Origin of the sequence: Nonomuraea sp. NPDC049646, assembly GCF_044465525.1 — a bacterium.
GTDB lineage: Bacteria > Actinomycetota > Actinomycetes > Streptosporangiales > Streptosporangiaceae > Nonomuraea.
In genome coordinates, this window is sequence record NZ_JBITLU010000006.1 from 435,199 (window position 1) to 459,892 (window position 24,694).

The following is a 24,694-nucleotide window of genomic DNA, read 5'->3' on the forward strand; positions in this document are numbered from 1 at the left end:
GGGCCGTCGGGCGTGGCGCGGGTGATCCTGCCGATCTCCACTCCGTACGGGGCCTAGCCGCAGTTCGCCCAGTCGGCGCTGGTGCTGCCCGAGCCCGCGCTACCGGCGTAACGCACGCACTTGCCCTTGGCGGCGAGCTTCACCGGGCCGGCGTAGTACTCGTAGTTGCCGCGGTCGGTGCTGCTCGTGCCGCCCTGCACCTCCAGGGTCGCGCTGACCGGGGTCGCCTTGCCGACGTCGGGGCCGGACTTCAGGGTGACCACGCAGTTCTGACCGGTGCTGCTGTTGTAGAGCTGGTACGTCGTGCCGCCGGCGAACGGGGCCGACCGCTGCACCACGAAACCGGATCCGCAGACCTGGACCGGCGTGTAGGGGTTCGGCTTCGACGTGGCCGGAGGCGTGGACGTCTTCGTGGGCTCCGGCTCCTGGGTGGGCTTCTGCGTGGGCGGCTCCGGCGCCTGCGTGGGCTTCTGCGTCGGGGTCGGGGTCTGGGTCGGCTGCTGCGTGACCGTCGGGGTGGGCGTCGCAGTGGGCGTGGCGGTGGGCGTGCCGGTGGCCGTCGGGGTGGGCGACGGCGTCGGCTCCTCGGTCGGCCTGTCCGTGGGCTTCCCGGTCGGCTTGTCCGTGGGCTTGCCGGTCGGCTTCTGGGTGGGCGTCTCGGTCGGCTGCTGCGTCTGCGTCGCGGACGGGGTCGGCGTGACCGTCTTGGTGACCGTGGCCGTCGGCTCGGGCTCCTTGGTGGTCTTCCGCTCCTGCGCGGTCGGCTGGATCGTCGGGACCGTCAGCTGCTGGGCCGCCGTCGGGGTCGGCACCGTGGTCAGCACCGGCACCTGCGGGGTGTCGGCGGAGGTGTCGTCGTCCGGCAGCACCAGCGGGCCCACGCCGTCGTCGTCGGGGGACGGCGTGGTCGCCCAGGGGGCGGTGACCTCGGGCTGGGGCTGCGTGGGCACGGCGGTGACCGCCTTCTGGGCCGCCGCCGCCTCGCCCGAGGAGGGCGAGGCCGAGCCCGCCGCGGCGGCGGGCTCGAAGGTGACGTTGGAGGAGTAGCGGCTCGCGCCCCACAGGCCGATCGCCGACAGCAGCATGACCGCGACCACACCGGCGACCAGGCCGAGGGGGAACGGCTTGCGCGCCGGTCCGGTGCTGCCCGCACCGGCCATCGCGGGCTGGGCCGACTCCACGGACGGGCTCTGCGGTCCGGACGGCGGCCCCCAGGCGGCCTGCACAGGCACCGGCGGGTACTGCACCGGGACGCCCTGCACCGGCTCGTCGTTCACGGGAAGGTGCTGCATCGGGCCGGGTTGCATGGGGCCGGGCTGCATGGGGCCGGGCTGCATGGGCTCATGCCCCATCGGGCCCTGCGGCGGCACACCGGGCACGAACGGGCCGGGCTGCATCGGGTCGTGCGCCATCGGACCGTTCGGGATCGGCCCGTTGAAGATCGGGCCGTTCAGGACAGGACCGTTCGCCATCGGGCCGTTCGGGATCGGGCCGTTCGGGATCGGCGCGCCTTCGATGGCCAGGGGCAGCACCGGGGGCTGGCCCGGCATCGGGGGCTGGCCCGGCATCGGGGGCTGGCCGTCGATCAGGGTGACGAGGTCCGCCGGGTCGGACGGCGGCATCTGGGACGGCGGCATCTGCGACAGCGGCCCCTGCACGGGCACGCCCTCGATCGGCGCCTCCGGCATGGGAGCCTTGTCGTCCCCCAGCAGGCGCAGCAGCGCCGTGTAGGTCGTGGGCCGGCCGGACACGTCCTTGGACAGCGCCGCGAGGACGGTCTGGCGCAGCGGCTCGGGCAGCCCGCCCACCTCGGGCTCGTCCGTGAGCACGGCGTGCGCGTCCTGGCCGAACGGCGCGGAGCCGGTGGCGGCGAACACCACGGTCGCCGCCCAGGCGAAGACGTCGGCGTAGGGCCCGTACTGCAGGCCGTTGAGCTGCTCGGGGGCGCGGTAGCCGATCTCGCCGGCCGGGTCGCCGATCTCGATGTCGGTGACGCGCAGACCCTCGCCGGTGAGGATCACGTTGTTCGGGGTGAGTCCGCGGTGCGCGAATCCGGCCAGGTGCACCGCGGTCAGCGCGGTGAGCATGCCGACCGCCACGCGTTCGAGCGCGTCGCCGGTCAGGGGGCCGTCGGCGGCGACGGTCTCGGCCAGCGAACGTCCCTCGACGTGCTCACGTACGACGTAGAGCAGGCCGTCCTGGACGCCTGCGTCGAGCGTGCGGGCCACGTACGAGCTGGACACCCGGCTGACGTCCTTGAGCCGGGTCACGAAGTCCGGGTCGGCCGCGGGGTCCACGGTCAGCGTCTTGATGGCGACCGGATCGGCGTCCTCGGACTCCTTGCCCAGATGAACGGCGCCACGCGGGCCCTGTCCCAACAGGCTCACGATCTCGTGATCGCCGATCCGCTCCGGTACTGCTGCCTGGGGGGAGTCCTTCTCCACCATGACCGTCCTTTCAGGAGTCCGTCATGATCAGAGACATTTAACCAAATAAGCCCCATAAGCATCAGCAGTTTCGGGCGCCCACTCTTACAGTTAACCGTCAATTCTCCCGATATCCGGCGACGAGCCGGGACGCCAGCGCCGCCTGCGTCCCATGGGCACGAACACCCAGGCCGCCAGCACCAGCCCGACCAGCGAGAACCCGCCCGCCGCGACCACCGTCGCGACCTCCATCGACCGCTCGTCCGGCGGCACGGCCTTGCGCACGACGGTCGCGGGCAGCGGCGGCGGCACCGGCGGCGCCACGGCCACCTGCTCCGACGGCAGCACCGCGGTCACCGCGAGCAGCGGGTTCACCATCCCGGCGCCGGTGCCCGTCCCGGACGCGCCGTCGGCGGTCAGCGTGATGCGCCTGCGCACCTGAAGCTGCGTCAGCCCGGGATGCCGCGCGCGGACGAGCGCCACCACGCCCGTCACGTACGGGGCGGCGTAACTGGTGCCCTTCAGCGCGGACTGGTACCCCTTGAGCGGCCAGGTCGAGCTGACCCCCTCTCCCGGGCCGAGCACGGCGACCGCGTTGGGGTTGGAGAACGTCGAGCGCCCGCCGTCCGGGGTCGCCGAGCCCACAGACAGCACCCCGTCGTAGGCGGCGGGGTAGGACGGGGTCGACGTGCCGTCGTCCTTGGTGAGGTTGCCGGCGGCGGCGACGATCACCACGTCCCGCTCCAGCGCGTAGTCGACGGCCGCCTTCAGGTCGGGGGTGTCGGGGGCGTCGATGGAGAGGTTGATGACGTCGGCGTGCTCGTCCACGGCCGTCTTGATGGCCTTGGCCAGCAGGCCCACGTCACCCCTGTCACCGGCGACCTGCTTGATCGACAGCAGGTCGACGCCGGGGGCGACGCCGTGGAAGGGGATGTCCTTGCGCGGCAGGGCGGCGATGATCCCGGCGACCGCCGTGCCGTGGCCGACGCAGTCGCGGAAGCCGGTGTTGGTGAGATCGGCCTTGCCGCTCAGCCGGATCTGCGGGTGGGTCTCGTCCACGCCGCTGTCGATGACGGCGACCGTGACGCCCCGGCCCGTGGTCAGCGGCCACACCTTCTCCGCGTTGACCCGCCGCTGCGCCCAGGTCTCGGCGATCGCCATGGTGGCCTTCTTGGGCGTGCACCTCACGGGCGCGGCCTGCGCCGGCGCCGCCGCGAACTGCAGGGCGAGCACGCTCGCCGCCAAGGCGCGACCAATCATGGAGAAAGAGCGTAGCCTGCCCGATCCGGGAGGAAAGCTCCCCTCAGGACGGAAGAAGCCCCGGCGGCGGGCCAGGGCCCCTGTCCGTGCTCACTGCGTGGCGGACTCGATGTTCGTCCTGTACGTGTTGATGACCCGCGACGCCTCGCCCAGTTCCTGGTTCATCCGCACGAAGGCCGCGCGGTAGCTCTGCCAGGCGTCTTTGAACTTATTGGCCCCGGGGCCCGTCCAGGCGGTGCCGACCTTGGCCGCCTCACGATCGAGCGCGGTCATGATGTTGTTGAGCGCCTCGGACTGCTGGGTGAACTGGCTGGCCATCTGCTGCATTTCCGCGGGGTTGCCGCCGAGCATACTCTGGCTCATGCATACCTCCTGGGACTGGTGAAAGCGCCCTCACCATAAAGCGGCCCACCACCCGTCGCCCCCGTTATGCCGAGCGGCTATGGTCGTCCAGAGGATTATTCGGATCTAAGGAGTGATCCGCTCATGCGCGAGGTCGTGGTGACGGGTGGCGGCACCGGGATCGGTTACGCCGTCGCGGAGGCGTTCGCCGCCCTCGGCGACCGCGTCACGATCACCGGCCGGCGCGAGCACGTGCTGAAGGAGGCCGCCGCGCGGCTGGGGGCGGCGTACGTGCCGTTCGACGCCGCGAGCCCGGCCGCCGTCCAGGGCGCGCTCGGCAGCCTGCCCTCCCACGTGGACGTCCTGGTCAACAACGCCGGGGGCAACACGAACCTGGAACGCGAGCAGTCCGGCGACCTGGCGGACGTCGCCGAGGCGTGGTGGGCCAACCTCAACGCCAACCTGCTGTCCGCCGTGCTGGTCACGACCGCGCTCGCGCCGCGCATGGGCGAGGGCGGCCGGATCGTCTCCATCGGCTCGATCGCCGCGCGCGGCACCGGGTCCGGCTCGTACGGCGCCGCCAAGGCCGCCGTCGAGTCCTGGACCGCCGACCTGGCCGCCGAGCTGGGCCCGCGGGGCATCACCGCCAACGTCGTGGCGCCCGGCCTGGTGATGGAGACCGAGTTCTTCCGCGGCAGGCTCACGGAGGAGAGCGTCAGGGCCCGCGTGCGGAACACGCGTAACGGCCGCCCTGGCACCCCCTCCGACGTGGCCGATACCGTTCTCTTTCTGGCGTCCGCGGGAGCCGGGCACATGACGGGGCAGGTGCTGCATCTGAACGGCGGCGCGTACCTCGGCCGCTGAGCACTCACGAGGACCACGAGGAAGGGACGAAGGTCGGTGCGGAAGGTTCTGATCGCCAATCGCGGCGAGATCGCCGTACGGGTGGCCCGCGCGTGCACGGACGCGGGGATCGGCAGCGTGGCCGTCTACGCCGACCAAGACATCGACGCCCTGCACGTCAGGGTGGCCGACGAGGCGTACGCGCTGGGCGGGCAGTCCCCCGCCGAGACCTACCTCGACATCGCCAAGCTGCTCGACGTCGCCGCGCGCTCCGGCGCCGACGCGGTCCATCCCGGCTACGGCTTCCTGGCCGAGAACGCCTCGTTCGCGCAGGCCGTCATCGACGCCGGTCTCACCTGGATCGGGCCGCCCCCGGCCGCCATCGCGGCGCTGGGCGACAAGGTGCAGGCCAGGCACATCGCGCAGAAGGTCGGCGCGCCGCTGGTGGCCGGCACCAAGGACCCGGTCTCCGGCGCCGAGGAGGTCGTGGCGTTCGCTGAGCAGCACGGGCTGCCGATCGCGATCAAGGCCGCGTACGGCGGCGGCGGCCGCGGCATCAAGGTCGCGCGCAGGCTGGAGGAGGTCGCCGAGCTGTACGAGTCCGCCGTGCGCGAGGCCGTGGCCGCCTTCGGCAGGGGCGAGTGCTTCGTGGAGCGCTACCTCGACCGTCCCCGGCACGTCGAGACCCAGTGCCTGGCCGACCGCGCGGGCAACGTGGTCGTGGTCAGCACCCGCGACTGCTCCCTCCAGCGCCGCCACCAGAAGCTGGTGGAGGAGGCGCCCGCGCCGTTCCTGTCGCCGGAGCAGATCGACATCCTCTACACCAGCTCCAAGGCCATCCTGAAGGAGGCCGGCTACGTCGGCGCCGGCACCTGCGAGTTCCTCGTCGGCCAGGACGGCACGATCTCCTTCCTGGAGGTCAACACCCGCCTGCAGGTCGAGCACCCGGTGAGCGAGGAGGTCGCGGGCGTCGACCTGGTGCGCGAGATGTTCCGGATCGCCGACGGCGAGCTCCTGGGCTACGACGACCCGGCCCTGCGCGGCCACTCGATCGAGTTCCGGATCAACGCCGAGGACGCCGGCCGCAACTTCCTGCCCGCCCCCGGCACGCTGACCGCCATGCGCGCCCCGGCCGGGCCCGGCGTCCGCCTCGACGCGGGTTACGAGGCCGGGATGACGGTGCCGCAGACGTTCGACTCGCTGGTGGCCAAGCTGATCGTCACCGGGCGCACCCGTCACGAGGCCCTCGACCGGGCCCGGCGGGCGCTGGCCGAGTTCGAGATCGACGGCATGCCGACCGTGCTGCCCTTCCACCGGGCGGTCGTGACCGACCCGGCGTTCACGTCCGAGCCGTTCGCCGTGCACACGCGGTGGATCGAGACCGAGTGGGACAACCCGGTCGAGCCGTACGCGGGCGAGGTGGCCGCGACTCCGGCCGCCCCGGCGGCGCGGGAGACGGTGACGGTCGAGGTCGGCGGCAAGCGCCTTGAGGTGGTGCTCCCGGCCGGGCTCGGCATGGCCGGGCCCGCGCCCGCCGCGGCCAAGGCGCCGCGGCGCTCCGGCGGCGCGCGGAAGCACGCGACGGCCGGCGGCGACGCGCTGGTCAGCCCGATGCAGGGCACGATCGTCAAGGTCGTCGCGACCGACGGCGACGTGGTGAGCGAGGGCGACACGGTGGTCGTGCTGGAGGCCATGAAGATGGAGCAGCCGCTGACGGCCCACAAGTCGGGCACCGTCACGGGCCTGTCGGCCGCCGTCGGCCAGACCGTCACGTCGGGCGCCACGATCTGCGAGATCAAGGACGCCTGAGCCCGCTCCCCTGTGCCGGTGCGCCGTCGCGGGCAGGTAACGTGCCCAGTGAGGAACTTTGCCGACCGCCCGTTCGTCCTCATGGGCGAAGGAGGCTTGCTGCCAATGACCCATTCGCTGCGCCGAGCAGGGGCCGCGATCGCGGCTCTGATCGCCGGGCTGTTCGTCGTTCTTGCGCTGTCCCCTGCCGCCAACGCGGCGGCGCCACCTGACGCACAAACCGTGGTGCAAAACTGGAAGAAGGCCCCGCTCTACGTGGTGTCGGGCTCCCCCTTGAGCTCCAGCCAGCAGAGTGACATCAACGACGCGCTGAAGGACGCCGACAGCAAGATCTACGCTGTCGCGCTGCCCGACGGCACCTTTGACAACTCGACCGTGGGGCCGTACCTCTCGTCCCTGGGCAAGGCGCTGGTCGAGGCCGGTCGTCCCAAGGTGACAGTGGTGGTGTTCGACGGCGAGACGATGTTCGCCGGGTCCAACGCCCTGCGGAACAACCTCGCCGGCCAGCTGGTCAAGCTCTCGGTGAACGCCAACTCGGGCGACATCGTCGCGGGCGTGAAGGACTTCGCCAACCGGGTCGACGCGGCGGGCAAGAACGACCGCAGCGGCGCCCTCAGCCCCAGCAGCCAGGCCAACCCCGGCGCCGGCGGCCAGTTCGCGCTGGTGGCCCTGCTCGGCCTGCTGGTGGTCGGCGGCGGCGGCTACTTCCTCTACTCCAAGAACAAGAAGAAGAAGCGCGCCATCCAGGAGGCCAAGGACCTCGCCGCGGTCAAGCAGACCGTGGAGGAGGACGTCACCAAGCTGGGTGAGGAGATCACCGAGCTCGACACCGACGTCACCCTGGCCGGCCAGGGCGGCGGGCACATCACCGAGTGGCAGCAGGCGCTCGACTCCTACGAGAAGGCCAAGGTCCAGCTCAACGCGGTCCAGCGGCCCGACCAGGTCCGCGAGGTCACCCAGACCCTTGAGGACGGCCGTTACGCGCTGGCCGTGGTGAAGGCCAAGGTCAACAACCAGCCGATCCCCGAGCGGCGCGCCCCCTGCTTCTTCAACCCGCAGCACGGCCCGTCGGCCCGTGACGTGCGCTGGGCCCCGCCCGGCGGCGCGGTGCGCGACGTCCCGGCCTGCAAGATGGACGCCGAGGCCGTCGAGCGCGGCTTCGACCCGCAGATGCGCGAGGTCATGGTCGACGGTCACCGTCGCCCCTACTACGACGCGGGCCCGGCCTACCAGCCGTACGCCTACGGCTACTACGGCGGCTTCGGCGACATCATGACCGGCATGTTCATCGGCACGATGATGGGCAGCATGTTCCACGGCGGCTGGGGCGGCGGCGGCTACGGCGCCGGCTACGCCGAGGGCTACCAGGACGGCGGCGGAGGCGACCTCGGCGGCGGTGACTTCGGCGGCGGAGGCGACTTCGGCGGCGGAGGCGGCGGCTGGGGCGACTTCGGCGGCGGAGGCGACTTCGGCGGTGGCGACTTCGGCGGCGGCGACTGGTAAACCCTGCGCCGACCCTGACGGGCGCGCCCTCCCTTTCCGGAGGGCGCGCCCTTTTCGCGTTCCGGCTCGCGGGCCGCGCCGAGTCCGGTCAGGGGATCCGGCCTGGTTCGTCCACCACGCCTGCCGCCAGGTCGGCGCTGGCGTAGAACGTGCCCTTGCGGGCCAGCACCTCGCCGTGGAGGACCTCGTCCTCAAGGGTGTCCACGCGCCTGCCGAGGAAACGGTAGGTCGCGGAGTCCAGCACCAGGTACGACCGCGAGACGATCCGGCCCTGCGCGTCCCGCGTCGATCCCCCGGGGACGGAGCCGGCGGGCTCGTAGGCGATGCCGATCCCCGCCCGGCCCGCCGCGTCCCGCACGCCGAGGTCCACCCGCACCCCGGGCAGCTCGGCCAGCGCGCGGAAGATGGCGGCCTCGACCTTCGGCGGCATGGGGACGCCCGCGTCGAGGTAGACCGACAGCACGCGGAACGCCCGCGCGTCCGGATGTTCGGGCTCCGCGCCCTTCGGCAGGGTCGACCAGTGCCGGTCGCCCCTGACGTGATCCAGCAGCGCGGCGGGGTCGGTGGGGAGGTCGGCGAGCTTGGCCGCGTACTGGCGGGGGGTCAGGTCGTCGTCGTCCGGTTCGGGGGTGATGTCCTGGAAGCCCAGGGCGCCACCGTTCTGGCGGACCGCCTGGCGGGTGCCGTCGTACCGGGTCCAGTACTCCTGGACCGTGCCCTGCTCCTCGCCGGGCTGCTTGACCAGTTCCTTCCGGTACAACCACTGGTCGGGGCGCGGCTCTTGGTGCTTGCGGCGTCCCTCGGCCACCAGGGCGGCTTGGCGCAGCACCGTCTCGGCGCGTACCGGCATGGTGGTCACGGCGTTCGGCGGGGGCGGGGCCGGGGTGCGGGAACCGTTCACCGCCACGAGCACGGCGGCGGCGACCGTCGCGGCGGCCAGCAACGACGGCACCGCCCAGAACCGGCGCCTCTTCCGGGCCGGGACCGGAGCCGGGGTTGACGCCGGGGCGAGGGCTCGGGCGCGCACGGCGCGCAGGCGGTCGGCGTCGGGTTCGGGGGCGTCCGCACGCAGCTCGCGCAGGAGCGTGAGGTCATCGTCCACGGCCGGGGTCCTCCTCGTCGGTGTCGTGGCTGGCTGAGGGCGCGGCGTCGCGGACGGCCGGTGGGGCGGCGTCGCGGACGGCTGAGGGCGCGGCGTCGCGGGCCGTCGGCGGGGCGGGGTCGTGGAGGGCTGACGGGTCGATGCCGCCCAGGGCAGCGCGGGTCTTCCTCCTGGCGCGGTGCAGGCGCGAACGCACGGTCCCGATCGGGACGCCGAGCGCGCGGGCGACCTCCTCGTAGCTGAGGTCCGCCCAGGCGATCATCAGCAGCACCTCGCGGTCCTGCTGCGACAGCGTCGCGAGCGCCCCCGCCAGCTCGCGGTGCGCCGCCCCGGCCGACACGCGGGCCGCCACCCTGTCGGCGTAGCTCTCGGCCACCGCGTCGAGGCCCGTCCTGGCCAGGGCCCGGTAGGCCCTGATCTCGGTACGGCGGTGCTTGCCGATCAGGTTGGCGGCGATGCCGTACAGCCAGGGACGGGCGTCGCGGTGGGCGGTGTCGTAGCGGGCGAGACGGCGGAAGGCGTCCAGGAACGTCTCGGCCACGATGTCGTCGGCCAGCGAATCGCCCAGGCGGCGGGTGACGTATCTGTGGAGCGCGGGGGCGTGCCGGTCGTACAACGCCGAGAAGGCGGCGGGGTCGTTGCGGGCACGTCTGATCACCTCCGCGTCGTCCACCTCGGTGTCCTGCGTCAAACTCTCGGCTCCGTTCTTCGGGCTGAACACCCCCTTTCACCCGACAGGACGGATCCGGTTCTCGCGTGAGCCCTCCAAGGGCTTCGCCAATGGGCGGCGCTTCGCGCGACATGGGCTCAGACTGCGTCCATGCGGGGCAGGCCCCCACACCCCCGCGGGGCCCTACCTGTCCCCGCACCCCTCGGACGAACCCGGCTGCTAAGCGGCAGACGCCTGCTCTCAGAGGTTGAACTCGCCCTGGCTGGCGCCGTGCAGGAACGCCTTCCACTCCGCGGGAGTGAAGATCAGCGCCGGGCCATGCGGGTTCTTGCTGTCACGGACGGCGATGATCCCGGGGAGGTTGGTCGCGACCTCGACACACTGTCCTGTGTCGGCGCTGGCGCTGGACTTGCGCCATTACGCATCATCAAGGTTCAGCTGGCCCATTTGGCTATCGCACCCTCTATCGCCTGTCGAGTGACGTTCTTCGGCTGTGCGTGCGCTCTGATGTTGTCATACCTCCGTTTCAAACGCGCGACTGCGTCATGGTCGCCTGACACCTGCCCGGACAGCAGCGAGTCCGCCGAGACCACCTCGGAGCCGTCGCGCAAGCGCGCCAGCGCGAACGCGCTCACCATGCCGGCTGTGCAGCCAGCCGTGTGCGAGAGCATCTGAACAGTGATCTGAGGATGCTCGGTGAGCTCCAGCAGATGACGCAGTTGCCCGACCAGGACACCGGCCCCGCCGAAGGGCCGATGGAGCACTCCTTCCTCGATGACTGCGAGAAGGGATGGCGGGTTGGCTGCCTGGAAGATGCCGATGCGCTGTATTCGCGCCTGGACCTGCTCTTCCACCTGCTCCGGTGGCCCTGTACCCGCGAAGACAGCGCGAGCGTAGTCCACCGTCTGGAGCATGCCGGGGATCACGAGCGGATCCCGCGAGTACATGATGACGGCCTGCGGTTCGATCTCCTCGACCCAGCGTGCGAACCAGCCCAGCGCGGGCGACTGGGAGATGCGTTCGTGGAGGCCGGTGAAATGGCCGTCGGCGCCGAACGCCTTGTCCACCTCGCGCGCGAATTCCAGCGTGGGAGCCCGTCGGCCTTTCTCGACATGACTGACGAGTGATTCGTGGCAGAGAATGCGTAGCGCAAGTGCGGATTGCGTCATTCCAGCCGCTTTACGGCGGTCCGCGAGGTCGCGGGCGAAACGCGCTCTGGGTGACAGATGGTCGCCGACGCCGAGGGGCATGGCGTCTCCGCAGGTCAAGAGCAAGATAATTGCCTTTCGGCAGGCTACTGCGACCCCCTTCCGGCAATCCGATGAATGACAGGCGTCGCTGCTTGTCGGGCAGGTTTCGCGGGGTGTGGGCGCCGCGCGATCGCGTGCTCGTACTGGATCCGGGCGACAACGTTTTCGTCGCGCCACCAACGGTTCCGGGCCTCCGGTGCATTCAGGGTGAATGCATGACGCTGGGCCACGATGAGCGCGGACGGTTCGGCGTTTGGCTGGACGACGTCGATCCGCTGGTTCGGGACGACGCGCTCACGGTCGTCTCGGAACTGGCGCCCAACGCGGTCAGGCATGTGCTGCCCGGCCCCGGACGTGACCGGGTCGCGGTGCTGCTCGGGGTCGTGGTCGGAGCCGGGTTCGTACGGCTCGAAGTGGTCGCCCCAGGGGACGGCAGAGCGAGAACCGCGCTCCGGCCCTCTGGACGCAGGGTCCTTGCGCGAGTCAGGAGCGGCCCGCACGGCCACCGCGTCGTATGGGCCGACCTGGAAAGGACCGCGCCTAGCGGACCACCCGGTACGTCAGATGGGTGACCAGGGCGGTGCCCGTGGGCGGGGCGGCGGGGGTGAGGGTGATGTCGCCGGCGTCGGCCAGGAGGCGTTCGCCGCGGCCGAGGATCACCGGCGCGACGTGCAGCCGGAGCTCGTCGATGAGGCCGGCGGCCAGGTACTGGTTGACGGTGGCGGCGCCGCCGGCGATGGCGATGTCACGGTCCCCCGCGGCCTCCTGCGCCATGGCGAAGGCGGCCTCGATGCCGTCCGTGACGAAGAAGAACGTCGTGCCGCCCTTCATGGGCAGCGGCTCGCGCGGGTGGTGGGTGAGGACGAACACCGGCGCGTGGTACGGCGGCTCCTCCCCCCACCAGCCGGTCCAGTTCGGGTCGAAGGCGCCGCGGCCGGGGTCGAACATGTTGCGGCCCATGATGAACGCCCCGGCCGCCGTGATGGCCTCGATGACCTCGGCGTGCTTCTCGGGCTCCTCGAACATCCACTCGTGCAGCCGGTCGCCCACGCCGTCGCCGAACGGCTGCTCCAGGCTCTGGTTCGGCCCCGCCACGTAGCCGTCGACGGACATCCCCATGTCGCACGTGACCTTGCTCATCCTGGTTCGTCTCCTGTTGTCCGTGGCGCCCGTCCGGCGCCTTCACCAGGGAGTCGGAGCCGACACCGGGCTCTCTACACGGTGAGCGGAAATTTCCTGGAACGGGGTGGGAGGAGTCGAATCGGAGGAGGTCGGGTAGGTTCGGCGGTTAGGAAAGTTTCCTAATTGAGGAGTTGCCCATGAGACTCGCCGTGATCGGGGGCGGTTCGACCTACACCCCCGAGCTCATCGACGGCTTCGCCAGGCTGCGCGACGAGCTGCCGCTCACCGAGATCGCCCTGATCGACCCGGACGCCACGCGGCTCGACCTGGTGGCGGGCGTGTCCCGCAGAATGTTGCGCAGGGCCGGGCACCCGGCGAAGGTGATCGCCACCGCCGACGTGGCCGCGGGCGTGGCGGGCGCGGACGCCGTGCTCTTCCAGCTCAGGGTGGGCGGCCAGGCCGCCCGGAACGTGGACGAGACGCTGCCGCTGGAGTGCGGCTGCGTCGGCCAGGAGACGACGGGCGCGGGCGGGCTCGCCAAGGCCCTGCGCACGGTCCCGGTCGTGCTGGAACTGGCCGAGCAGGTACGCGCCCACGCCCCCGGCGCCTGGATCGTCGACTTCACCAACCCGGTCGGCATCGTCACCAGGGCGCTGCTGGACGCCGGGCACCGCTCGATCGGCCTGTGCAACGTGGCCATCGGGTTCCAGCGCCGCTTCGCCCGGCACCTCGGCGTGCCGCCGGAGCGGGTCGCGCTCGGCCACGTCGGGCTCAACCACCTGACGTGGGAGCGGTCGGTCGTGGTGGACGGCGTGGACGTGCTGCCGCGGCTGCTCGCCGAGCACGGGCAGGAGCTGGCCGACGACATCGGCCTGCCGGTCGGGCTGCTGCGCAGGCTCCAGGTGGTCCCGTCCTACTACCTGCGCTACTTCTACGCCCACGACCTGGTGGTGGGCGAGCAGCGGGCCAAGCCGTCGCGCGCGGCCGAGGTCGCGGCGATGGAGCAGCAACTGCTGGAGCTGTACGCGGACCCGGCCGTGGACACCAAGCCGGACCTGCTGGACAAGCGGGGCGGCGCCTACTACTCCGAGGCCGCCGTCGCGCTGATCGCCTCGCTGCTCGGCGACCGGGGCGACGTCCAGGTGGTCAACGCCCGCAACGACGGGACGCTGCCGTTCCTGCGCGACGAGGCGGTCATCGAGGTCCCGGCCAGGGTCTCGGCGTCCGGGGCTGCGCCGCTGCCGGTCGATCCGGTGGAGCCGCTGTACGCGGGCCTGATCGCCAACGTCTCGGCGTACGAGGAGCTGGCGCTCGACGCGGCGCTGCACGGCGGCGCGGACCGGGTGCGCAACGCGCTGCTGGCCCATCCGCTGATCGGCCAGGAGGCCATTGCCGACGAGCTGACCGGCCTGCTGCTGGCGGCGAACGAGCGGTACCTGCCATGGTGATCATCGCCGTGGACGCGGGCAACAGCAAGACGCACGTCGTCGTGCTCTCGGGCGACGGCACGATCCTGGCCCAGGGCGACGGCGGGCCGTTCGAGCCGCAGACGGTCGGCGTCCCAGCGGCCGTGGACGTCGTGGAGGAGGCCGTGCGGCGGGCGCTCGGACCGGCGGCCGCTCCCCCGTACGCCGACCAGCTCTACGCCTACCTGGCCGGGGCCGACCTGCCGGTGGAGGAGGAGGCGCTCGCGGCCGAGTTCCGCGCCCGCGGGATGGCGGCCGACGTCGTCGTGGGCAACGACAGCTTCGCGCTGCTGCGTTCGGGGGCGTCCGGGCCCAGCGGCGTCGCGGTGGTGTGCGGCGCGGGCATCAACGCGGTCGGCGTCTCGCCCACGGGCGGGGTGGCCCGCTTCCCCGCGCTCGGCCGGATCAGCGGCGACTGGGGCGGTGGCGGCGGCCTGGCCGAGGAGGCGTTGTGGCACGCCATCCGCGCCGAGGACGGCCGGGGCGCGCCGACCGCCCTCGCCGGCCTGATCAAGGAGCACTTCGGCACGCGGACGGTCGAGGAGGTGGTGCTCGGGGTGCATTTCGGGCAGATCCAGCGGCATCACCTGACCGCGCTCGCGCCGAAGGTGTTCGAGGCCGCCGCGTCGGCTGACGCCATCGCGTTCGAGCTGGTCAGCCGGCTGGCCGACGAGATCGTGGTGATGGCCGAGGTGTGCCTGCGCCGCCTGGACCTGCTGGAGACGCCGACGGAGGTCGTGCTGGGCGGCGGCGTGCTGCACGCGCGCATCCCGCTGCTGGTCGCGATGCTGGAGGAGCGGTTCGCCGTACGGGCCCCGCTGGCCAAGCAGGTGATCCCGGACCAGCCGCCGATCGTCGGGGCCGCGCTGAACGGCCTGGACCGCATCGGGGCCTCCGAGGAGGCCAAGGCCCGTCTCCGAGCGCAGTTTCAGAAGGTCCGGGCAGCGCTCTGAGAGTCCGAGCGCCGTTCTAGAGAGGTATTGACGCACGTAGGGCGGTAAGTCTAGAGTCAGCCGCCAACCGTCTGGAAGGTATCCGGACGGTTGGCGGTCAAGGAGGCCACCCATGTCCACCACCCCCAGCCGACGTGAGGTTCTTCGACGTATCGGACTCACCGCCCTGACGGCGGGCCCTGGCGCGGGGCTGCTCGCCGCGTGCGCCACCGGACGCTCCGCCGCTCCGGCCGCCTCCACCTCGGCCGCGCCCACCTCGGCCGCCAACCCCCTCGGCGTGGACGCCGCCAGGCAGCTGGAAGTCGTGATCTTCAGCGGCGGCAACGGCGACGGCTACGCGACCGGCCTGCACGAGGCCCTCTACAGCAAGGCGTACAAGACCGCCAAGATCAAGCATGTGCCCACCCAGAAGGTCGGCACGCAACTGCGCCCCCGCTTCATCAGCGGCGACGCGCCCGACGTGGTCAACAACTCTGGCCCCGACGCCCTCGACCTGCAGTCGCTCGTCGCCGAAGGGCACCTCGCCGACCTGACGCCGCTGTTCGAGGCCACCTCCCTGGCGGACCCGGCCAAGAAGGTGCGCGACACCCTGGTCGGCGGCGTCTACGAGAACTCGCTGATCGACGGCGTGCCCCGGGTGCTGCAGTACACGGTCGCCCACCGCGCCCTGTGGTACAACGCCAAGCTGTTCGACCAGCGCGGCTGGCAGGCGCCGAAGACGTGGGCGGAGTTCAACGCCCTCGGCGAGGAGGCCAAGAAGGCGGGCATCGCGCTGTTCGCCTACCCGGGCCAGGTCGGCCCCTTCTACCAGCTCTGGAACCTGGTCTACAGCGCCGCCAAGGTCGGCGGCAACAAGGTGATCGTCGACATCGACAACCTCGCCGACGGCGCCTGGCAGGCCGAGCCCGTACGGCAGGCCGTCGCGGCGTGGGCGCAGGTGCAGCGCGACTTCGGCGACAAGGCGTACTTCGGGCTCGACCACACCCAGACGCAGGTCAAGCACCTGCAGGACAAGGTGCTGTTCTACCCCTGCGGCTCCTGGCTGGAGAACGAGATGGCCAAGGACCGCCCGGCCTCCTTCGAGTACGCGATCGCCCCGGTGCCCAGCATCACCGCGGCCGACGCGATGCCGTACGAGGCGATCATGATCGGGGTGAGCGAGGCGTTCTTCGTAGCGGCCAAGGGCAGAAACCCGCAGGGCGGGCTGGAGTACCTGCGCCTGATGCTGTCGCGGGAGGGCGCGCGCGGCTACACCGAGCTGACCAGGAACCTCACCGTCGTCAACGGCGTCGTGGACGGCCTCGACCTGACCTCGGCCGTGCGCAGCGCGGCCAGGGCCCAGGAGGCGGCCGGGACGAACATCATCACCGACGCCCGCTTCGAGGGCTGGTACAAGGAGCTGTTCGACCACGGGCAGGTCCAGACCAACTCGGTGATGTCCGGACGCATCACCCCCGAGCAGTTCTGCGCGAACATGCAGAAGAAGGCCGACGAGCTCAAGGCCGACTCCGCGATCGCCAAGCAGACCAGGAGCGTCTGAGCGATGAGGCGGCACGGCTTCGTCGCGGGCTTCCTCGCCCTGCCCGTGGTCCTCTACGCGGTCTTCGTGATCAGCCCGTACGTCCAGGCGTTCCAGATCGCGCTGACCGACTGGCGCGGGGTGTCGGCGAACCTGAACTTCGTCGGCCTGGACAACTTCCGGCGGATGCTCGGCAACGACACGTTCTGGCAGGCGGTCCGCAACCACGCGGTCCTGCTGGTCACGCTGCCGCTGGTGACCGTCGCGCTCGCGCTGGTCTTCGCGTACCTGCTCGGCGACTCGGCGGGCACGCCGGGGGCCCGGGTCTACCGGGTGATCTTCTTCCTGCCGCAGGTGCTGGCGGTCGCGGTGGTCGGGGTGCTGTTCAAGGCCGTCTACCGGCCGGACGCGAGCGGCGTGCTGAACGGCGCGCTGGCGAAGCTGGGCGTCGAGCCGGTCGGCTGGCTGACCGACCAGAACCTGGCGCTGTGGTCGATCATCGCGGTGATGGTGTGGCAGGCGGTCGGCTTCTACGTCGTGCTGTTCTCGGCCGGGATGGCGGCCATCCCGAAGGACGTGTTCGAGGCGGCCGCCCTCGACGGCGCCGGGCGGCTGCGCACGTTCTTCTCCATCACGCTGCCCCTGGTGTGGGACACCGTCCAGGTGGCCTGGGTCTATCTGGGGATCGCCGCGTTCGACGGGTTCGCGCTGGTCAACGTCCTGTCGGTGGAGCAGGGCGGGCCGGACGGCGCGACCACCGTGCTGGCCACGGAGATCTACAAGAACGCCTTCTCCTACTCCCGGTTCGGCTACGCCTCGGCCATGGGCGTGGCGCTGTTCTTCCTGACCCTCACCTTCGCCGCGCTGACGTTGCGCGTGACCCGCCGCCAGAAGGTCGTCTACTGAAATGTTCCGAAAAATCAGCATCCAGGCTGTTCTTGGCCTCTGGGCGCTGCTCATCGTCGCCCCGCTGCTGTGGACCCTGCTGGCCTCCTTCAAGAGCAACGCCGAGATCTTCGGCGACGCCCTGCAACTGCCCGGCGAGCTGCGCTGGGACAACTGGGCGCGGGCCTGGGAGCGGGCCAGCATCGGCCGCTACCTGCTCAACACGGTCATCGTGGTCTTCTTCGGCGTGGCCGGGACGATGCTGCTCAGCTCGATGGCCGCGTACGTGCTGGCCCGCTACCGCTTCCCGGGCAACCGGCTGGTCTACTTCCTGTTCGTCTCCGGCATGGCCTTCCCGGTCTTCCTGGCGCTCGTGCCGCTGTTCTTCGTGGTGGACGGGCTCGGGCTGCTCAACAGCCACGTCGGCCTGGTCCTGGTCTACATCGCCTACTCGCTGCCGTTCACGGTGTTCTTCCTGACGTCCTTCTTCAGGGCGCTGCCGGACGCGGTGGCCGAGGCGGCGATGATCGACGGAGCCTCGCACACCCGCACGTTCTTCCAGGTCATGCTGCCCATGGCCCGCCCGGCGCTGGTCAGCCTGACCATCTTCAACGTGCTCGGCCAGTGGAACCAGTACCTCATCCCGCTGGTCCTGCTGCCCGGCGACAAGAGCCTGTGGGTCATCACCCAGGGCGTGGCCGACATCTCCACCATCGCCGGGTACGAGGCCGACTGGCCCGGACTGTTCGCCGCGCTCAGCATGACGGTGCTTCCGGTCGTGCTGATCTATATCGTCTTCCAGCGACATATCCAGTCCGGGCTGACCTCAGGAGCGCTGAAGTAGGAATGTCTTCAGGAAACCCCACCGTCTTCCGCACGCTCAACGAGCGCGCCGCGCTCACCCTGCTCCTTGAGCACGGCGGCCTCACCCGCGCCGAGCTGGAACTGCACACGGGCCTGTCCAAGGCGTCGGCGGCCGAGGTGCTGCGCAGGCTGGAGAACAGCGGGCTGGCCAGGAAGGCCGGCCTCAAGCCGGGCAACGCCGGGCCGGCCGCGCAGATGTGGCAGCTCGACGGCTCCGCCGCGCGCGTCGCGGGGGTCGATCTCACCACGAGCTCGATGGAGGTGTCGGTCGCCGACCTGACCGGCCGGGTGCTCGGCACCCATCGCGCCGAGGCGACCGGCGACGCCCGGCGGCTGCTGGCCGAGACGGTCCGCGCGGCCGGCTTCGAGCTGGACGAGCTCGACCAGGTCGTGGTGGGCGTGCCGGGCGTGGTGGAGGCCGACGGGCGGCGGCTGCGTCAGGCCGTGCAGCTGTCGGGCTGGTCCGGCCTGGACGACCTGCCGGCCAACGTGCGCCTGGAGAACGACGTCAACCTGGTCGCCATCCGCGAGCTCCAGGAGCACGACGACAGCAGTTTCGTGCTGTTCTGGGTGGGCGGCGGGGTCGGCGCGGGGGTCGTGCTCGACGGCGCGCTCTGGCGGGGCGTCACCGGGCGCGGCGGCGAGGTCGGCTCGGTCATCGTGCCCGACCCGGTCACCACCGGCCGCCGCTACGGGCCGGACGGCGGTCCGCTCGGCGCGCTGCTCGGCGCCGAGCCGCTGGCCGCGCTGGCGCAGGCGCACGGCCTGTCCGGCGACCCCGCGCTCACCGCCGTGAGCCGGACGCTGGCCGAGGCCCCGCAGGGCTTCCTCGACGACGCCGCCGCGCGGGTGGCGCTCGGCGTGACGGCCGCGATCGGGGTGCTGGACCCGGGCCTGGTCGTGCTGGCCGGGCCCCTGTGCGTCGCGGGAGGCGAGCCGCTCAGGGCGCGGGTCGCCGACCGTCTGGCCTCGACGCCGCTGGTGCCGGCGACCGTCGCCCTCAGCGCCGTCCGCGGCAACGCCGTGCTCGGCGGCGCTCTCTGCTACGCCCTGGACCTGACCCGCGATCGGGTCTTCCAAGCCGGTACGGCCGGTCGTACCGGTGAAGCCAACCCCTAAGGACGCACATGTTGAGAACCCTCGTGATCGCCGCTCATCCCGACGAGCCCGAGATCTACGCGGGCGGCACGGCCGCGCTGCTGGCCCGGGCCGGCCACGCGGTGAAGTTTCTGACGCTCACCAACGGCGACGCCGGGCACCACGAGCTGGAGCGCGGCCCGCTGGCGCGCCGCCGCGCCGAGGAGGCGTGGCGCGCGGCCGACGCGCTGGGCGTGGTGGACTACGAGATCTTCGACGTGCACGACGGCATGCTGGAACCCACCGTCGAGCTGCGGTTGCGGGTGCTGGCGCAGATCCGCGCCTGGCGGCCCGACCTGGTGATCGCCCTGCACGCCGACGGCGGCGGCCACCCCGACAACCGGGCCGCCGGGCAACTGGCCGCGCACGCGGTCGAGTTCGCGATGACGCGCAACCTGGAGGTGGGCAAGCCGGCCCTGAAGCGCATGCCGGTGTGCCTGCTGATGACGGACTACGCCTCCGCCCCCGTGCACCGGCCCGACGTGGTGGTGGACGTGTCCTCGGCGCTGACGGCCAAGCTCGACGCGTGCCTGGCCCACGCCTCCCAGTTCCTGGAGTTCGCGCCGTGGCAGCGGGGCTTCCTGGACCAGGCTCCCCCGCCCGGTGACGTGGCCGCCGGACGGGCGTTCGTGCTCGAACACTGGGCGGAGTTCCTGAAGGAGGAGACCTTCCAGTTCGCCGGTTACGGCAGGAAGGCCGACCGGGAGGAGATCGGCCGCCTGCTCGCCGGGGCCGCCGTCCCGGCCGCGTAGCCGCCCGGCGTCAGCCGGTGTAGTTCTTGCCGGGGGGCCTGCCGGGGATCGGCTTGGCTATGGCGGCGACGGGGATGAAGAAGCAGATCTGGCTGATCGCCAGGACGAGCGTCCACAGGGCCTTGTCGTCGTAGTGGGCGGCCGCCCTGGCGTACAGCTCGTCGGGGACGCGTTCCCCTGCCGGGTTCGCGGCGAGGACGGCCTCCACCAGCTCCAGCGCCACCCGTTCGGCGCCGGAGAAGTAGGGGGCGTCCCGCCACGACGCCACGGCGGCCAGGCGCTCGTCCGGCTCCCCCGCCCGGCGCAGCAGGTCGGCCTGCCGGACCGTGTGGTACGTGCTGCCGGCGATCTGCCCGGCGCGCAGCTGCACCAGGCCGACGGTGCTCCCCGGGATCGCACCGTTGCGGGTGGCCCTGGTCATGGCCATGGCGATCTCTCCCAGCTCGGGGAAGAACCTGGAGGGATCGGGCAGACGCGACTGGAGGTTCTCCTGCTCGGTCGTCGTGGACATCGGCTCCCCTTCTTCTGCGGTCGGGTCTCGGCGGTCCGACGACGCAGCGTCCGGGAATGTGAGGGTCAGGCCGCCGTCCAGGGGTGGAGTTTGTCGGGGTTGCGCACCGCCCACAGCCGGTTGATCCGGCCCTGCGCCACGTCGAACGCCACGACCATCACGGTGACGCCGTCGCGCTGGGCCACCAGGCCGGGGCGGCCGTTGACGGTGCGCTCCAGCAGCGTCATGGCCGGCGCCCTGGTGGCGATCTCGACGGCGTAGCGGGCCACCCGTGCGGCGCCCTCGATCGGCCGCGGCACGGCGCTGACCACGCCGCCGCCGTCGGCGACGCCGACCACGCCGGGGTCGAGCAGGGCGATGAGGGCGTCGATGTCCTTGGCCTCCCACGCCTGCTTGAACTCGCGGACGATGCCGGCCTGCCGGGCCGCCGGCGTCGCCGAGGTCCGCGCGGCGTCGATGCGGTGCCGGGCGGAGGAGGCCAGCTTGCGGCAGGCGGCCGGGGTGCGGCCGACGATCTCGGCCACCTCGGCGAAGGGGTAGCGGAAGACGTCGTGCAGGACGAACGCCACCCGCTCGGCCGGCGTCATCGACTCCAGCACGACGAGGAAGGCCATGTTGACCGACTCGTCCAGGGTCACCCGGTCGGCCGGGTCGTCGCCGGCCCATTCCGTGCGGTCGGGCAGCGGCTCGGGGATCCACTCGCCCACGTAGCGCTCGCGGCGGGCGCGGGCCGAGCCGAGCACGTCCAGGCAGATGCGGCCGGCGACCCTGGTCAGCCAGGCGCCCGGCGACTCGATGGCCTCCCGCTGGCCGGGGGACATGGCGTACCAGCGGGTGTAGGTCTCCTGGACGACGTCCTCGGCGTCGGCCAGCGAGCCGAGGAGGCGGTAGGCGAGGTTGACGAGCTGCCGGCGCTCGCTCATGATCGCGTCCAGGCCGGGGTCGGGTGCGGTGGTCATGATGTGGACGACTCCCTTAGTCGCTTTTGCCCTAGTGTGTCCGACGAGACGGCGCCCCCGGATGTGAGGTCACCGCGCCACCTCACATTTCCGGCGGTCACGTCGTCGGACTTCTCGAAGGCAAGCCCCGCGAGCGGACCGCCGTCCCGGCGGTCGAGGAGTACCCCATGTTGCTACGTGTCGCGATCATCCTGCAGACCCTGGCTCTGTTCGCCGCGCCGGTCACCGCCGGGCTGCTGTTGTCGGTGCCCAACGGGCAGCCGATGCACAGCGCCGCCGCGTACACGGTGTTCGTCGTGGCGGTGCTGCACCTGGTGGCCGCGATCCTGGCGTGGCGGCCGGGCGGCGGCCCGCCGAAGCCGATCATGCACGCGGCCGGGTTCCTGGTGCTGGTCAGCGCCCAGGTCGCGCTGGGCATCGCGCAGGTGACGGCCCTGCACGTGCCGCTGGGCGTGCTGCTGTTCGCCGGCAGCGTGCTTCAGCTCAGCCGGGTCTGGACGGCGCGGTCCAGCGACCGGGACAGCCGCACGCTCTCCTCCGTGTAGCCGAGAGCTGCGTAGAACCGGCGGGCGGTGACGTTGGCGGCGCCCGTCTCCAGGGTGAGGTGGCGCAGCCCCTGCTCGCGGGCCCAGTCCTCGGCCGCCGCCATGAGCCGGCGGCCCAGCCCCGCGCGGACGGCGTCCGGGGCGACGGCCAGCTCGCCGACGTAGGCGTCCTCGTCGCCGGTGAAGTGCCGCTGCCGGTCCACCGAGACGACGCCGACGACCCGGGAGCCGCGCACGGCGACGAAGACCGCTCCCCGTCGTTCCTGCGCCGCGGCGACGGACCCGGCGAGCCACCGCTCCGCCGCCCGTACGGCCGCGCCGGGGTCCCGCCAGGCCGCGACCCCCTCCGCCAGCCGCGGAGCCAGCGCCAGCACCCCCGGCCGGTCCTCCTCGCGGAAGGGCCGGATGCGGACGTGCGCCTGAGCCATGTCCTCCATGCCGAGCAGCATGACAGGCCGGACCGGCGGGAAAAAAGGGCTCACCGCGCCGCCCGTCGCCTCAGCGCGGGTCGCCGGTGAGGATCCAGAGGTGGCCGAACGGGTCGCGGAGGCGGCCGGAGCGCAGGCCGTAGGGCCGGTTCTCGATCGGCACGACCGTCCGCGCGCCCTGGGCGGTCATGCGCTCGCCGACGGCGTCCGGGTCGCCGACGACGATCTCCAGGAGCACCGGGGAGCCGCCCAGGTCGTCCGGCGAGAGCCAGCCCCAGTCGGCGACGGCGGGCGAGACCCGGAACGCGGCGCCGCCGAGGCGGTGCTCGATGACGGTGGGCCGCCCGTCGTCGCCCGGTGCGGCGCGGAACACCTCCTCGGCATCCAGGGTGTCCCGGTAGAAGGCGGAGGCCCGGTCGGGGTCGGGCACGATGAGGCGGGGAACGAAGTGCAGGTCCATGCGGCCATCGTGGCGGCGCGCGGCGACCGGGGTCTTGAACATATGGGCACGGACCACGACGGACGCCGGGCTCGGGCATCAGTGGGGGGCCGGGCGGGCGGGCCTGGGCGTCAGTGCGGGGCCGGGGAAGGCCGGGCGGGCGGGCCTTCGGCGCGTAGCCATTCGGTGGGCGTGCAACCGGCCATGGCGCGCCACTCCCTGGTCAGGTGCGCCTGGTCGGCGAAGCCCGAGGCGGCGGCCACCTCGGCGAGCGCCGTCCGTCCGGAGCGCGCGGCGGCCACGAGCCGGCGCCGGGCGGCCTCGAAGCGGACGAGCCGCTGGTACTCCTTCGGCGTCACCCCGAACTCGTCGCGCACCGCCCCGCTCAGGTGGCGCCGCGAGCACCCGAGGAGCCGGGCGGCCTCCTCGACCCGGGCCGTCCCGGACAGGGCCGCGAGCGTGGCCCGCGAGGTGCGCCGGGCGGCGCGGTCGCCGTGGCGGGCCAGCCCCGCGAGCAGGCGGTGTTCGACCAGGGCGCGGCGCTGGGCCCAGGACCGGCAGCCCGCCAGCCGCTCCGGCAGGTCGGCCAGCGCCGGGACGACGTCGGCGAGGTCGGCCACCTCCCCGGCCAGCGCCGCGGCGGGGACCCCGAGCAGGGCGGCGGCGCCCGGCGGGGTGAGCGTCAGCCACACCCCGCGCGTGCCTCCCCGCTGCCGCAGCTCGGCCGCGTCGAGGTGCAGCCCGGCCACGGCGGCCCGCAGCCGCCGCCCCGGCCCCGGCCGGCCGAGCCAGGCGATGTCGACCGGGCCGTCCTCGGGGATCGTGACCGACAGCGTGGACGACGGCAGCCCGCGATGCACCCCGCCCGAACCGGGCCCGAGGTCGTAGGCGGCCAGCGTCGTCACGTACGGCGACAACGCGGCGGGCATTCCATCGGCGCTCACCCCGCCACGGTACGTCCCGCCGGCCGCGCGCCGGTCCCCAGGTCCGGCGCGCGGGTGACGGGCGGGCCGGTCGGGGTAGCGGCCAGGGCATGCACACACTCGTCAAGGGACTGATCGCGGGAGCGGCGGGCACCACGGCGCTCAACACCGTCTCCTACCTGGACATGCTCGTCCGGGCGCGGGCCGCGAGCAGCACGCCGCGGCAGGCCGTGGCGAAGCTGTCCGACCTGGCGCACGCCGACCTCGGCGACGGCGACAGGGCCGCCAACCGCACGGAGGCGCTGGGCTCGCTCATGGGGTACGCGACCGGCGTCGCCTCGGCCATCGCCTACGGCTTCCTGTCGGGACGGCGCAGGTCGTGGCCGGTCGGGGTGCTGGCGCTCACCGCCCTGGCCATGTCCGGCTCGAACGTGCCGCTGACGTTGCTCGACGTCACCCATCCGAGCGAGTGGCCGGCGGGCGCGTGGGTGTCCGACGTCGTCCCGCACCTGGCGTACGGGATCACGGCGTACGCGGCGTACGAGCTGATGCGCTGACCTGGGCGCATCCGGCGGATTCTGTCGGTGGCGCCGGGCATGATCGAGCCGTCCGACCGCGTCCGCACGGAAATGGAGATCAGGTTGTCCCCGACGCATCCGCAGGTGATCGGCCACGCCTTCCTCAAGGCCCTCTACGACGACGGCTACTACCCCGACCACGTCGTCGACAAGGGCAGGGCCGTCCTGCTGCGCCTGTGCGAACGCGTCGAGACCGAGCGGCCCGGCGACCTGGCCTCCCTCTACGCGCTGACGCACGCCGCCACGGAGGAGTTCAACGCGCTCGACGAGGAGTTCCACGAGGCCGGCAGCGAGATCGAGACCGTCGCGCGCGAGGCGATCGCCGAGGAGTTCTGGTTCGTGGCCACCACCTACGGCTTCCCGGAGGCCGACGTCGAGGAGCTGATCGCCACCCGCGAGTGGTGAGGC

The 24,694-nt window shown here is 72.3% G+C and carries 25 protein-coding genes and 1 pseudogene; 13 read left to right on the forward strand and 13 right to left on the reverse strand.

The window, feature by feature from the left end; translation table 11 throughout:
- Positions 1-53: 53 nt before the first annotated feature.
- The 3 genes from ACIBQ8_RS20535 to ACIBQ8_RS20545 form a co-directional block, all read right to left on the reverse strand.
- Entirely contained in the window at positions 54-2,447 is a 2,394-nt protein-coding gene (locus ACIBQ8_RS20535; RefSeq protein ID WP_397192707.1) for a serine/threonine protein kinase, read from the reverse strand.
- A gap of 90 nt (positions 2,448-2,537) precedes the next feature.
- The gene (locus ACIBQ8_RS20540; protein ID WP_397192708.1) at positions 2,538-3,686 is read right to left on the reverse strand and encodes a S8 family serine peptidase; all 1,149 of its coding nucleotides are present in this window, start codon (positions 3,684-3,686) and stop codon (positions 2,538-2,540) included.
- 90 nt (positions 3,687-3,776) lie between these two features.
- Complete coding sequence (locus tag ACIBQ8_RS20545; protein WP_397170414.1) at positions 3,777-4,049, reverse strand: WXG100 family type VII secretion target; 273 nt, start codon at positions 4,047-4,049, stop codon at positions 3,777-3,779.
- A 123-nt stretch (positions 4,050-4,172) separates the two neighbouring features.
- Between ACIBQ8_RS20545 and ACIBQ8_RS20550 the strand changes: the two genes are divergently transcribed.
- The 3 genes from ACIBQ8_RS20550 to ACIBQ8_RS20560 all read left to right on the forward strand — a co-directional run bounded on the left by ACIBQ8_RS20550 (position 4,173) and on the right by ACIBQ8_RS20560 (position 8,183).
- Positions 4,173-4,892, forward strand: a complete 720-nt coding sequence (locus ACIBQ8_RS20550; RefSeq protein WP_397170416.1) for an SDR family NAD(P)-dependent oxidoreductase — start codon at positions 4,173-4,175, stop codon at positions 4,890-4,892.
- 36 nt (positions 4,893-4,928) lie between these two features.
- The gene (locus tag ACIBQ8_RS20555; protein ID WP_397192709.1) at positions 4,929-6,680 is read left to right on the forward strand and encodes an acetyl/propionyl/methylcrotonyl-CoA carboxylase subunit alpha; all 1,752 of its coding nucleotides are present in this window, start codon (positions 4,929-4,931) and stop codon (positions 6,678-6,680) included.
- Between the two features lie 105 nt (positions 6,681-6,785).
- Positions 6,786-8,183 (forward strand): hypothetical protein, encoded by a 1,398-nt coding sequence (locus ACIBQ8_RS20560; RefSeq protein WP_397170419.1) that lies wholly within the window; start codon positions 6,786-6,788, stop codon positions 8,181-8,183.
- A gap of 88 nt (positions 8,184-8,271) precedes the next feature.
- Here the strand turns inward: ACIBQ8_RS20560 and ACIBQ8_RS20565 are convergent, their stop codons facing one another.
- The 5 genes and pseudogenes from ACIBQ8_RS20565 to ACIBQ8_RS20585 all read right to left on the reverse strand — a co-directional run bounded on the left by ACIBQ8_RS20565 (position 8,272) and on the right by ACIBQ8_RS20585 (position 12,345).
- Positions 8,272-9,285 carry a CU044_5270 family protein gene (locus ACIBQ8_RS20565; protein WP_397192710.1) on the reverse strand — a complete coding sequence of 338 codons (1,014 nt, stop codon included), beginning with the start codon at positions 9,283-9,285 and terminating at the stop codon, positions 8,272-8,274.
- Positions 9,275-9,976 (reverse strand): RNA polymerase sigma factor, encoded by a 702-nt coding sequence (locus ACIBQ8_RS20570; protein ID WP_397192711.1) that lies wholly within the window; start codon positions 9,974-9,976, stop codon positions 9,275-9,277. Before ACIBQ8_RS20570 ends, ACIBQ8_RS20565 begins: the two co-directional genes overlap by 11 nt.
- A gap of 219 nt (positions 9,977-10,195) precedes the next feature.
- Positions 10,196-10,360, reverse strand: a pseudogene (locus tag ACIBQ8_RS20575) (DUF397 domain-containing protein); the annotation flags it as partial.
- A 29-nt stretch (positions 10,361-10,389) separates the two neighbouring features.
- Entirely contained in the window at positions 10,390-11,205 is an 816-nt protein-coding gene (locus ACIBQ8_RS20580; protein ID WP_397192712.1) for a Scr1 family TA system antitoxin-like transcriptional regulator, read from the reverse strand.
- A gap of 540 nt (positions 11,206-11,745) precedes the next feature.
- Positions 11,746-12,345, reverse strand: a complete 600-nt coding sequence (locus ACIBQ8_RS20585) for a dihydrofolate reductase family protein (protein ID WP_397170425.1) — start codon at positions 12,343-12,345, stop codon at positions 11,746-11,748.
- Positions 12,346-12,524: 179 nt separating this feature from the next.
- On the opposite strand from ACIBQ8_RS20585, the gene ACIBQ8_RS20590 reads away from it, so the two are divergent.
- The 7 genes from ACIBQ8_RS20590 to ACIBQ8_RS20620 all read left to right on the forward strand — a co-directional run bounded on the left by ACIBQ8_RS20590 (position 12,525) and on the right by ACIBQ8_RS20620 (position 19,903).
- A complete protein-coding gene (locus tag ACIBQ8_RS20590; protein WP_397192713.1) occupies positions 12,525-13,775 on the forward strand; it encodes a 6-phospho-beta-glucosidase in 1,251 nt (416 codons plus the stop codon).
- The gene (locus ACIBQ8_RS20595; RefSeq protein WP_397192714.1) at positions 13,769-14,746 is read left to right on the forward strand and encodes an N-acetylglucosamine kinase; all 978 of its coding nucleotides are present in this window, start codon (positions 13,769-13,771) and stop codon (positions 14,744-14,746) included. The genes ACIBQ8_RS20590 and ACIBQ8_RS20595 overlap by 7 nt, the downstream gene beginning before the upstream one ends.
- 112 nt (positions 14,747-14,858) lie before the next feature.
- Complete coding sequence (ngcE, locus tag ACIBQ8_RS20600; RefSeq protein WP_397192716.1) at positions 14,859-16,286, forward strand: N-acetylglucosamine/diacetylchitobiose ABC transporter substrate-binding protein; 1,428 nt, start codon at positions 14,859-14,861, stop codon at positions 16,284-16,286.
- A gap of 3 nt (positions 16,287-16,289) precedes the next feature.
- Positions 16,290-17,171, forward strand: a complete 882-nt coding sequence (locus ACIBQ8_RS20605) for a carbohydrate ABC transporter permease (RefSeq protein ID WP_397170433.1) — start codon at positions 16,290-16,292, stop codon at positions 17,169-17,171.
- A 1-nt stretch (position 17,172) separates the two neighbouring features.
- Positions 17,173-17,994 (forward strand): carbohydrate ABC transporter permease, encoded by an 822-nt coding sequence (locus ACIBQ8_RS20610; RefSeq protein ID WP_397170435.1) that lies wholly within the window; start codon positions 17,173-17,175, stop codon positions 17,992-17,994.
- Between the two features lie 2 nt (positions 17,995-17,996).
- Positions 17,997-19,133, forward strand: a complete 1,137-nt coding sequence (locus ACIBQ8_RS20615; protein WP_397192717.1) for an ROK family protein — start codon at positions 17,997-17,999, stop codon at positions 19,131-19,133.
- 8 nt (positions 19,134-19,141) lie between these two features.
- Entirely contained in the window at positions 19,142-19,903 is a 762-nt protein-coding gene (locus ACIBQ8_RS20620) for a PIG-L deacetylase family protein (protein WP_397192719.1), read from the forward strand.
- A gap of 10 nt (positions 19,904-19,913) precedes the next feature.
- Here the strand turns inward: ACIBQ8_RS20620 and ACIBQ8_RS20625 are convergent, their stop codons facing one another.
- Together ACIBQ8_RS20625 and sigJ are read right to left on the reverse strand one after the other, a co-directional pair.
- Positions 19,914-20,414, reverse strand: coding sequence for a carboxymuconolactone decarboxylase family protein (locus tag ACIBQ8_RS20625; RefSeq protein ID WP_397192720.1), 501 nt, complete (start codon positions 20,412-20,414; stop codon positions 19,914-19,916).
- A 65-nt stretch (positions 20,415-20,479) separates the two neighbouring features.
- Complete coding sequence (sigJ, locus tag ACIBQ8_RS20630) at positions 20,480-21,373, reverse strand: RNA polymerase sigma factor SigJ (protein WP_397170442.1); 894 nt, start codon at positions 21,371-21,373, stop codon at positions 20,480-20,482.
- Positions 21,374-21,540: 167 nt separating this feature from the next.
- Here sigJ and ACIBQ8_RS20635 point away from each other — a divergent pair, with 167 nt between their 5' ends.
- A complete protein-coding gene (locus tag ACIBQ8_RS20635) occupies positions 21,541-21,918 on the forward strand; it encodes a hypothetical protein (protein WP_397192721.1) in 378 nt (125 codons plus the stop codon).
- On the opposite strand, the gene ACIBQ8_RS20640 is transcribed toward ACIBQ8_RS20635, so the two are convergent.
- The 3 genes from ACIBQ8_RS20640 to ACIBQ8_RS20650 form a co-directional block, all read right to left on the reverse strand.
- Complete coding sequence (locus ACIBQ8_RS20640) at positions 21,852-22,355, reverse strand: GNAT family N-acetyltransferase (RefSeq protein WP_397192722.1); 504 nt, start codon at positions 22,353-22,355, stop codon at positions 21,852-21,854. The genes ACIBQ8_RS20635 and ACIBQ8_RS20640 overlap by 67 nt on opposite strands.
- A gap of 61 nt (positions 22,356-22,416) precedes the next feature.
- Complete coding sequence (locus ACIBQ8_RS20645) at positions 22,417-22,806, reverse strand: VOC family protein (protein ID WP_397192723.1); 390 nt, start codon at positions 22,804-22,806, stop codon at positions 22,417-22,419.
- A gap of 110 nt (positions 22,807-22,916) precedes the next feature.
- Entirely contained in the window at positions 22,917-23,729 is an 813-nt protein-coding gene (locus ACIBQ8_RS20650; protein ID WP_397170448.1) for a helix-turn-helix domain-containing protein, read from the reverse strand.
- An 89-nt stretch (positions 23,730-23,818) separates the two neighbouring features.
- Between ACIBQ8_RS20650 and ACIBQ8_RS20655 the strand changes: the two genes are divergently transcribed.
- Both ACIBQ8_RS20655 and ACIBQ8_RS20660 read left to right on the forward strand, forming a co-directional pair.
- On the forward strand, positions 23,819-24,265 hold the full coding sequence (locus tag ACIBQ8_RS20655; RefSeq protein ID WP_397170449.1) for a hypothetical protein: 447 nt from the start codon (positions 23,819-23,821) through the stop codon (positions 24,263-24,265).
- A gap of 39 nt (positions 24,266-24,304) precedes the next feature.
- Positions 24,305-24,691 (forward strand): DUF5713 family protein, encoded by a 387-nt coding sequence (locus ACIBQ8_RS20660; protein ID WP_397170450.1) that lies wholly within the window; start codon positions 24,305-24,307, stop codon positions 24,689-24,691.
- Positions 24,692-24,694: the final 3 nt, after the last annotated feature.